12 protein-coding genes are annotated in these 9804 nt (G+C 42.6%); 6 read left to right on the forward strand and 6 right to left on the reverse strand.

The genetic code is table 11. From position 1 onward, the window contains the following. Positions 1–174 precede the first annotated feature (174 nt). A complete protein-coding gene (locus tag AOC32_RS01750) occupies positions 175–708 on the reverse strand; it encodes a hypothetical protein (protein WP_108507853.1) in 534 nt (177 codons plus the stop codon). A 335-nt stretch (positions 709–1043) separates the two neighbouring features. Between AOC32_RS01750 and AOC32_RS01755 the strand changes: the two genes are divergently transcribed. The 5 genes from AOC32_RS01755 (at position 1044) to AOC32_RS01780 (ending at position 4374) form a co-directional block, all read left to right on the forward strand. Further along, the gene (locus AOC32_RS01755) at positions 1044–1388 is read left to right on the forward strand and encodes a DUF6641 family protein (RefSeq protein ID WP_199908511.1); all 345 of its coding nucleotides are present in this window, start codon (positions 1044–1046) and stop codon (positions 1386–1388) included. Beyond that, positions 1363–2501, forward strand: a protein-coding gene (locus AOC32_RS01765; RefSeq protein ID WP_456107110.1) for an IS3 family transposase whose coding sequence is annotated in 2 segments (ribosomal slippage) — positions 1363–1618 and positions 1618–2501 — 1140 coding nt in all. Because the reading frame shifts where the segments join, the coding sequence is not laid out codon by codon here. Before AOC32_RS01755 ends, AOC32_RS01765 begins: the two co-directional genes overlap by 26 nt. A 37-nt stretch (positions 2502–2538) precedes the next feature. Further along, entirely contained in the window at positions 2539–2715 is a 177-nt protein-coding gene (locus AOC32_RS01770; RefSeq protein WP_199908512.1) for a hypothetical protein, read from the forward strand. A gap of 86 nt (positions 2716–2801) precedes the next feature. Next, positions 2802–3794 (forward strand): hypothetical protein, encoded by a 993-nt coding sequence (locus AOC32_RS01775; RefSeq protein WP_108507854.1) that lies wholly within the window; start codon positions 2802–2804, stop codon positions 3792–3794. A 46-nt stretch (positions 3795–3840) separates the two neighbouring features. Further along, entirely contained in the window at positions 3841–4374 is a 534-nt protein-coding gene (locus AOC32_RS01780; RefSeq protein WP_108507855.1) for a hypothetical protein, read from the forward strand. A gap of 342 nt (positions 4375–4716) precedes the next feature. Here AOC32_RS01780 and AOC32_RS01785 read toward each other — a convergent pair whose 3' ends face one another. The 4 genes from AOC32_RS01785 to AOC32_RS01800 all read right to left on the reverse strand — a co-directional run bounded on the left by AOC32_RS01785 (position 4717) and on the right by AOC32_RS01800 (position 6825). Further along, complete coding sequence (locus tag AOC32_RS01785) at positions 4717–5058, reverse strand: hypothetical protein (protein WP_108507856.1); 342 nt, start codon at positions 5056–5058, stop codon at positions 4717–4719. A 70-nt stretch (positions 5059–5128) separates the two neighbouring features. Continuing rightward, complete coding sequence (locus AOC32_RS01790) at positions 5129–5518, reverse strand: tautomerase family protein (protein WP_108507857.1); 390 nt, start codon at positions 5516–5518, stop codon at positions 5129–5131. A 77-nt stretch (positions 5519–5595) separates the two neighbouring features. After that, complete coding sequence (locus tag AOC32_RS01795) at positions 5596–6012, reverse strand: MarR family winged helix-turn-helix transcriptional regulator (RefSeq protein WP_108507858.1); 417 nt, start codon at positions 6010–6012, stop codon at positions 5596–5598. 54 nt (positions 6013–6066) lie between these two features. Beyond that, the gene (locus AOC32_RS01800; protein ID WP_108507859.1) at positions 6067–6825 is read right to left on the reverse strand and encodes a competence protein CoiA; all 759 of its coding nucleotides are present in this window, start codon (positions 6823–6825) and stop codon (positions 6067–6069) included. 960 nt (positions 6826–7785) lie between these two features. Between AOC32_RS01800 and AOC32_RS01815 the strand changes: the two genes are divergently transcribed. Beyond that, positions 7786–8628, forward strand: a complete 843-nt coding sequence (locus AOC32_RS01815) for a UPF0489 family protein (RefSeq protein WP_108507862.1) — start codon at positions 7786–7788, stop codon at positions 8626–8628. Positions 8629–8665: 37 nt separating this feature from the next. On the opposite strand, the gene AOC32_RS01820 is transcribed toward AOC32_RS01815, so the two are convergent. Then, a protein-coding gene (locus tag AOC32_RS01820) for an IS3 family transposase (RefSeq protein ID WP_108507841.1) occupies positions 8666–9753 on the reverse strand; the annotation gives its coding sequence in 2 pieces (ribosomal slippage) (positions 8666–9501 and positions 9501–9753; 1089 coding nt in all). Positions 9754–9804 lie beyond the last annotated feature (51 nt).

Consider the following 9804-nt stretch of genomic DNA (forward strand, 5'->3'; position numbering starts at 1 on the left):
GCGAAGTGTCACGTAACAGGACAAAAAGACCTTCCATAAATCAATGACTTACAAATCGGGTTAAGAATATAGTTATTTTCTTAACCCGTATTTGCTTATAAGTATTTAGCTAAATCTTCTGAATATCGTGGGATTTAGACGACAAAACCCCACGATACTAGTTAACACCTCAAATCACTGGATAGCATGCTTTTGTAGGTTTGCTAGTGCTTGCTTATATCCCCCGGAAAATACGCCGTTTGTAGACGGTTTTTGAGGGGTGTTTAGCTCGGATTGTGTCGTAGCTATCAGTGCAGGCGTGGGTTTACCGGGAATTCTGGCAATGCAGCTACGAATAGGCAATTCCCAGTATTCATTGATCCCATGCGCCGTATCATCAATTTGGATGGTAATTCTGCTGTAGTTCATATCTAACGCTGCGTACCCCTCTACAGCACTCTTGATACCAGCTTCGTATCGATAGATCCAGCTCATCAAGACGCCGTCTTCATTAACAGGTGGGTTAGCTAGGCGATTAGCCATTTCCACATGCACTGGACTCTTTGGAAAGTGAAACCAAGCTTCAACTTCCTCAAAATCTACTAAATACTTGGCATAAGGACTGGGGATCTCTAATGTGCCGTTGTAGATAGCATTGCGATATTGACCTTTGCCAAAGGTTGTCCCGTACATTTTGTTTTCCCATAAGCGGGCTGTGATTTCTTTCATTTTTAATCTCCTTGAATGTTGAAAGGAGTCGCGGTGTTGCTTGAGATACAAGGAGTAGCAGAGACAAAAGATAGTTGCTGTTACTTGAGTTGCTGTTCAGAGCTACTCATTTGCCCCAAATACAGCAACTAACTGCATCTCTTACTGCAACTTATTTCTTAATCGCATCTCAATGCAACTCATTACGCGACTCGTAAATATTTAGTCCTTGTTAATAAAAACCGTATTTTTTCTATCCAAAATTAGCCGATTTTCTAATTAGGAAAAAAGAGGTCGACCAAAACGCCATACCGAAAACACACTTAATGAACCCATTAACTACATAGGAGAATCAAATGAGCCAATTAAGTCATCTCAAACTAGTCGCAGTCAAAAAGCCTCGTAATATGCCTGCAATTGTTATCCGCAGAAATAAGCTGGGATCCAAACTCTGGGAGCAGATCCAACTAGCTAAAAGTCAGCTGGATGGAACACCATTTGTAGTGATGAAATACAAAACTGTTAAAGATCGTGAAACAGGGATACGCAAGCAGGTGGAGGTGCCCAAACGCATCAAGCCTTGGTGGTTTCAAAGTGAAGAGGGAAAAGTCTGTGTGGCATTCCCCCGATTCAGTAGACAGTTAATATTGTCAACAATGAATCAAGGGAGTAGTGATGAAGCGAACCAAATACACCGCTGAGTTCAAATTAGAAGCGGTTAAGCAGATCTTAGATAAAGGGCATTCAGCAGTTGAGGTATCCAGACGCTTGGGGGTGCCTGTCGGCCTGCTGTATACCTGGACCCGAAAACTCAAGGGGTCAGATGAGAAACCAATAGAAGACATCAAAGCGCTGCAAGCCGAGATGACCAAACTCAAAGCAGAACTGAGGCGAACCACTGAAGAGCGCGACATCCTAAAAAAGGCCGCCGCGTACTTTGCCAAAGTGTCCGAGTGAAGTACGCGTTTATCAAAGAGCATCGCCAGGAGTTCCGGCTTTTGAGCATGTGCCGGGTTCTGAAGGTGCACCGCAGTGGCTATTACGCTTGGTTAAAAGAACCTCAATCACCCCGGGCTCTGGAGAACGCCAAGTTATCAGAACAGATCCGTTACTTCTATGATCAGAGTATGGGGATTTATGGCAGCCCGCGGATTTACCATGACCTCAGGGAAGCGGGTGTAGCCTGTAGTGAAAACCGAGTGGCAAGACTCATGAAGGCCTCGCAACTGCGCTCCATCCGCGGGTATAAGCGTCCGCGATATCGGATCGGTAGACCGTCTCTAGTCTCACCCAATCAATTGCAACGTCAATTTACCCATGATGCCCCTGATCAAGCCTGGGTGACCGACATTACCTATATCCGAACTTACGAAGGCTGGTTGTACTTGGCGGTAGTGATTGATTTGCACTCCCGATTAGTGGTTGGCTGGAGCATGCAAGCACGTATGGAAACCCGCTTGGTCCTGGATGCCTTAACGATGGCGGTATGGCGCAGAAAGCCTAAGAATGGTCTTATCATCCACTCCGACCAAGGTAGCCAGTTCGGTAGTGATGCATTTGCCCGCTGGTGCAAAGATAATCGATTAAGCCCGAGCATGAGCAGGCGTGGCAACTGCTGGGATAACGCAGTGGCTGAATCCTTCTTTAGCAGCCTCAAAAGTGAATTAATTAAGAAACGGATTTATCCCACTAGGGCACAAGCCAAATCAGAGATCTTTGAATACATCGAAGAGTTCTACAATCGGGTAAGGCGTCACAAGCATCTTGCCCAACTAAGTCCAATGGCGTTCGAACAACGTCAAATTGCGTTATGAAAAGTGTCTACGATATTGGGGGAATGCCAGTGTCGCCGTGAAATATGGCAGCTGGACTATAGAGTTGGCCAAAGGTAAGCCTAGCGTGGAGGTGGCTAGTGGAGAGGCCTTAATAAAAGCTTTGGAATCTATTAAAGCAGCGGTAGAAGCGGGAGAGCTTGATGAGCAGATTGAAGCTGCAAGTGCTGGGCTAAGAGTGGGATTTAGGCGTTAACAGAAAGATTTTGATGATTCAAATCTAAAGCATGAGTTGGTTGTATGCTTGCTATAGCGCAACCAATGATTACCTTGTACTGATCTATGAGCTATACCTCTATTAGCATTCTTAAATTATCAGCAACCCTTCCTCAAGTTAGAGACATTACTGAATTACTTGGGTATAAAAAAGTTAAAAATGCTTTCAAAGCGCCCAATCAAATCGCAAGCTATTACTGGTTTGATGAAAAGGATTATCGCTCTTGGACGGGTGTTGAGTTGGAGGTATATAAAACAAGAAAAGGTCCAATTAAGATTTTCACAAGATCAAGAGTTTCGAGAAGTTATTGGGATCTTTTGCAGCAAAATAGAACTTTGAAGTTATTGAGGGATCTATTTGGCGGTCATTTTGAAAGTGATGCAGGCAAAAATCGCTATTGGCGTCCAAATGGAGCAGCACCTTCACCGTTGTCCTCCGGTTGTTATCTTGCTCGTTGGAGGTTTCACAACAATCTTCAGCGAGCTGAGCTTTATCTGCAGCATCGTAACCTAGGTGGTGACTTAGCAAAAGATGTGCCTTCGGGACTTCCTTTTATAGATGAATTAAATCCACGCTTATTATCAAATAATATGTTGGTTCCCTATTTAATAGCGGCATGGGAAGAATATTTCCGAGCAACTTTTACTGCTTGTTTGCGCTACTCTCGGAAAAGAGAGTCCGCACTAAAGCAAGCAAAGCTTGGCCATGTTGAATTTGAGCAATTGATTGCGGGCAGCCTACAAGCGGAAAGATTAATAGCGGAATCTTTTTCATTCCAACGTCCAAGCATAATTGCAAAAAATTTTGGATATGTCGATTCTAAAATTGATATTGCCGCAATTTTACGTAAGCCGTATAGAGGTAGAAAAGAAAGTCTATTTGATCTTATAGAGAATATTGTTAGCGATCGAAATCAGCTTGTACATACTGGAGAAATAAACATCAATCTTTTTGATGCAAAATTAAAGGCGTTATTTGTAGATTTAACCCAGGCTGTAGACCGCGCATATCAGCATATTGCTAAGCAGAGCAATTTTGATCCAATTTATGATTATTAATACATCCTATTAAGATCTTAATCAGCACTTCTGGGGGTTATTTTGAATGATTGAATCTTATTATTGGCGAGAAGACCTTCTGGATCATGCTCGAAGACTTAGGCCTGTAAAAAATCCAAAGCGCTGGAGCGACCGTGCTTTGGTCATTTTTGAAAAAGAACTCATGATTTCTTTTTATATCGTCCGAACCTTACTTGAGAGGGATAAGACATCAAAAAAATCTGATGATTACAGAGTTTCAGTGCGCTGTGTGCCATGGAATAGAAGGTCTCTCACTAAGTTAAATTATTTTGATATTGAGAGGCTTTATTCTTTTGATCGCGAATTTGATGACAAGATATCCGTGAAGCATTTAGCCAATCAATTTATTCATTCCAGGGCAATTTTTGCAATACGAGATAAAACTCGAAATTGGTCTGAAATTATGCTTTGCTCGGACCGTCAGGCAAAGAATGTTCTTTATAGAGTCTCAATTGATGAAATTCGGAAAACTCTTCTTTTTGTGGGCAAAGACTATGCCGAATCCTTAAGCTACATATGGGATCCTAAAATTGAGGATTATCAAGTTAAGCGTGGTTGACTACCGGGTTTGCTAAATATCTATATGAAAAGATATAAGGCAACAGTCAATGCAGCAGGGATGTGGGTGGAGACCATTTTGTACGCCCAAAACCAGGCTCAGGCATATAGGTTGTTTCAAGCTATCTTTGGAGCCAAAAACGTGCCACATCAACCGCTGCAGATTGGTTAACTATGAGATTCAATGAAATTGCCCCACAAAAACCATTAAGCCCAGAGCAAGCTAGGCTTAAGTCAATGAAGGAACGTGTAAAGCGCGATCAGCAGGCTGTAAAAGCTGAACGAGCTAGACAGAAGATTAAGGCTGGTCAGGCGGAGTTGGCTAATGTTAACTAAATTTCTGTCACTTAATCATGTCCCCATATCCCCAAATTACTGTCCCAATGCATACCCAAATTAAGCCGTAATGGGTAGGCAGTATTTTAAAATAATCACGAAGTTTTAGCGGTTCTATTAAATCGTTTTCCCCCATGATGGTAAGTTGCTTATGGATTGTGGCTCCTTCATTGGTAGTTCTTATTACATAAAAACTTTCCAGAATAATTCCATATAAAACTATCAAACACCCGGACCTGGAAAAAGCAATAGATTGGGCATCGTTGGAGCATAGCTGCCAATAGAAACCGGCACCCAAGATCGCAAATGGGATAACGTATTTAAGGATAGTTATAATGGTAGATTTCATTTGAAGACTCTCCTGCTAGTCTAAACAGAAATTATTAGATTGCTCAAGTGTCTCGAAACACGACACTTGTTTAGTGGTGATATCGATATTCCTGAGTCTTACCGCCATAGCCATAGCTAGTAGCCCTAACATCTTGCACATAGATATAGCTCTCTTCATGAAGGTTGCCCAGAATTGACCCAAAACCCTCAAATGCTTCCTTGATGTACTGAGCCTTCTCATCTTTGGTATTGGTCTCATCAGTAATCTTGATATCAAAGTAAATGCTGTTCTTGCCTTGCTCGCTTAATAGCTTGCCACCCACAAACCAGCAGTCTGTATCTACATATTCAATGGCAATGGCAGTAACTTCCTTTTTCTTACCCAGAATACGGTGGGTAAGGTCTAGTAGTAGTTCATTAATGGCTTTAGTCGTAGCGATACTCTTTTGTCCGCTGACTTTCACGTTCAAGATTGGCATGTAATCCTCCTTTGTAAATAAATCAAATTATTAAAACTAATTAGCTATGCAACTATTAGGGAAATAAAAAAGTCCCGTTACTTCAGTGCAGAGCTAATGCCCCGAAGTTGTCCAACAACATCTTCAAAATGCTCGGTTCCTAACGTTTTCTTCAGGCGCTTGGTAACAGCTCCACTGGCTGCATTAATGGCATCCTTCATTTCAATCGCCTTTTTAGTGGGGTGGATCTCTTGTTCGCGACCATCTTTCTCTGAAGTTAGGCGTTTAATTAGGCCCAATCTCTCCAAGCCATCTAATCCTCTCGTAGCAGTAGGGCGGCTGATATTCATCTCTAAAGCCAACTCACTTTGTAATAGTGGGGCTTTATCTAAAACCACTCTGAGCATGAATGCTTGGGAGGGGGTAAGGCCAAAGGGCTTAAATGCACTAGTCCATTCCCGCTCTAGCTGACGAGCTAGGCTGGTGGTATTGAAATAGAGGCATTGTTCAAACATAAGGGTAGTGTAGTACATTTTAATTAGCTATGCAACTATATCGTTACCCTCTATCTAAGTGGTGGCTATTTGTATCTCTTTTAATCTTTGTATGCGAGGTAGCTCCGGGTCAGTTTCGCACCGTTTGATGAATATCTCAAAGTCACTAATAAGAGAGTCAAAACTATTTAAATCAGCAACGTCTCGATCTTGAAGGCTTTGAATTAGCTTCTCACGTGGAATGCTTTGAATATATGCATAAGTCTCATTACTGCCGGGGAAAACCCACCATAGTGGATGCTCTTCGCCAAAATCAAAGAAAACATGACCTGAGCACTCAGACCAATTTTTAAGAAGATTCCCTTTTGGAAAGAATGTTCGACATTTATTTGGAGATAGTGGGTCAGGGGATTGTCCATAGACCATGCCATTTTTAAATGGCTCAATATCGCATTTACGTTTTGTGCCATCTACAACCCAAATGAGTTTTTGGTAAAAGTTTTCTCTTGAACGTCGTTCGTCTAAATTAAGCACTGAATGCTGAAATTCAATAACCCAGCCAGCTTTGGTTTTGACATCTGCAATATGCTTTTCGCCAGTATTGTCATGTTGAATATATTCCTGCCAATCGCTGGGAAATTGATCTTTCCAGGAGCGATGCCATTCTGATTCTTTCTCCCACCAGGGGTCACATTGACCTTGATTCTTGTGTGCCCAGTGATGTACGCGGACTCGTCCACATTTAGCGGTCATTTGACAACCACATGCAGGGCAGAGGCCAGATAGTTTTGGCTCGGCCTCTTGGCGCTGTCCGTTTACTAGTGAGAATTTCATGGATTTATGCTACCCCAAAAGACTAGTTTGTCGGGTAACCCGACAAACCGTATACCTAAGTGTCGCGTTTCGCGACGCTTGACTGCCTGGTGTGTGTAAGTAGCTGCTTACTGTGAAACCATTGGCCAATATAAGTCTAAAGTTTTGGCACCAAAATGACTCACAAAATAGTCAAAAATCAGAGTAAAAATACTTATAAATTTTTGAGAGAAAAGACTTATCAAAGTGCTTATAAACCACTAAAATTAGTGCAGGTTAACAATCTAAGCACTAGATGTAGTGTTTCACTCTGGAGTAGTTGGGAGCCTGCAAAAAGAAAAAGTGGCCGGAATTCGAGCTCCGACCACTTTGGTGTCGACTCCCTGGTGAGGTGCCAACGGTTTTGCTAGATAAGCATATTTAGTTTAACAGTATCTTCTTCTTGCCCGTCAACCCAGGCTAACAACTTTGTTAGAAAGGGTTTTGCCATGGGAAATAAGCCAGGTCAAAACACTGGTAACCAAGGTGGGATATTCCAGCAAGTGACACTAACGGGCAAGCCTGTCGGTAACTATGTAGCTGTGCCGGATCATCGCCCATTGCCTCCGACAACTAAGCCGGGGCATACGTGGAAGCCAGTGGTAACAACACCAAACAATAAACGTTAAGGTGGGTGAGGGGGATTCCCCCTCATTTTTTGATTAAATTTAATTTGGGTTGGTTGTTATGGAAAGATATAAAAATCTAAGCGGTAAATCTAACATTCACTCCTATCAATTGCATAGCGATTCAATTGATATATTGTTTAACGATGGATGGTTTTATTCTTACTCGAATGCGAGTGCGGGCGGTGGAAACATTGACCAAATGAAATTGTTAGCTACTAATGGCTTTGGTCTCAATGGATTTATTATGAGACACGTTAAAAAACTTTATGAAAGAAAATGGAGGTAGTTCGTACTTAATTGCTTTTGTCGATTCATGAATGGAATTGAAGGCGAAGACATGTACCAGTTAAAGGTTATTAATGGGAAAAATGTATTTATTGTTGAATCCCATCATCACGCTTTGTTGCCTTGGAGCCTCATAAAGAAGGGGTTTGATGCCAACCTGATACTCATTAGCTTAGATCACCATACTGATTGTATGCCCGCTTTTAACGCACATAGATGCATTGAAAGTAAGTCTGATGACGCAAAATATGATCAGATGTTCGAGACTCTATTCTCTGATTTTAATTATCAAGACGAAAAAAGTGTGCTCAGAGCAATTTATAAATTAAGATATGACGAGCAAATTCATACGGCAATTTGCGGCAAAATTTTTACACATTCCTTTTCAATAAATTTTTCGGATCAAACCCCCTCTGTTGAAGAGTTGACATATCGCAATTTGATCAGCATTCAATTTAAGAAAATGCTTCATGAAGGTATTCCATTAAAAGAGATTGAAAAACCCAAGGGTCCTTACACTTATGAATTGCCAAGGAATGGAATGTTTACGATTTCTCCAGATTGTTATCTTGGTTGTCTAAAGGTGCCACATGATGATGAATGCCGAATTCGTCTTTACGCAGATGCCATTGAGTCAGACTACTTAAGTTATCAACTTGCAGTAGCCAGTCAAATGTCTTTTACATCTGGATTGGGATCGCTCGATAAATCGCCATATGTTTTAGACATAGATTTGGATTACTTCCATTCGGATAAATCAATTAAGCCGAAAGATCCCAAAAAGTTTTATTCGTTGATTCGTGATGCTAAAGCATTGACTGTTGCAATGGAGAGACGTTGCGTTGAAACTTTGAAATTAGAGGGCGGGTAATCCCCCCATTTTTAACCGAACCCAGAAGTAGGATTCATTAAGCAACCATGGCTAGTCGCTGTTTCGGGGTAATACCGCCCAATGCCATATTTGGACGTTGATGGTTATATTTATACATCCACTCTGTTGCAAACTCTTGAACTTCATCTACGCTTTGCCAATAATGCTGCGATAGCCATTCATACCTCACGGTGCGATTAAAGCGCTCGACATACGCATTTTGCTGTGGTTTACCGGGTTGGATATGGGTAATATGGATCTGATGTTTGGCTGCCCATTCCATCAGTCTGCCGCTCACCAGTTCTGGCCCGTTGTCCGCTCGTATAACGGCAGGCTTACCGCGCCAAGCAATGATCTGATCTAAAGCGCGGATTACGCGCTCGGATGGCAGCGAGAAGTCCACCTCAATGCCCAAAGCTTCCCGGTTAAAGTCGTCAATCACGTTAAAGAGGCGGATGGATCTGCCATCTTGTAACTGGTCATGCATAAAATCCATCGACCACACCTGGTTGATACCGAGCGGCACCACCAAGGCATCGGGCTTATCCCGTACCAAACGCTTGCGGGGTTTGATGCGCAGGTTCAGTTCTAACTCCCGGTAAATCCGGTAAATGCGTTTGTGGTTCCATTTGAAGTTCTTGACATTGCGAAGGTGCAAATAGCACAGCCCAAAGCCCCAGCTGCGGTTGTTATCCGTCAATCGGATCAGCCAGTTGGCAATCTGCTCGTTCTCGGCATTACTCTTGGCCTCATAGCGATAGCAAGACTCGCTAACCCTAAAAGCTTCGCAAGCCAAACGAATGGGGATTGCTTTATCTCTGACTGCCCGCTGGGCCATCTCACGTCTGTGAGATGGCCTCACCACTTTTTTGCGAGGGCTTCGGTCACGATCTCCGCCTTAAGCTTCTCTTCGATATACATCTTCTTTAAGCGGGCGTTCTCTGCTTCAAGCTCCTTCATGCGAGCCATCATCGAGGTATCCATGCCGCCATACTTGGCGCGCCACTTGTAAAAGGTGGCAGAGCTAATGCCGAGCTCTCGGCAAACATCAGGAACACCCAAGCCAGCATCAACCCGTTTAAGGGCATCCATGATTTGGCTATCGGTAAATTTAGAACGCTTCATGCAGAACTCCTCTATTAGAGAAAATTCTACCTCTGAGGACGGTTAACCTGT

It is taken from the genome of Polynucleobacter acidiphobus, from assembly GCF_003065385.1.
In the GTDB taxonomy this organism is placed as follows: domain Bacteria; phylum Pseudomonadota; class Gammaproteobacteria; order Burkholderiales; family Burkholderiaceae; genus Polynucleobacter; species Polynucleobacter acidiphobus.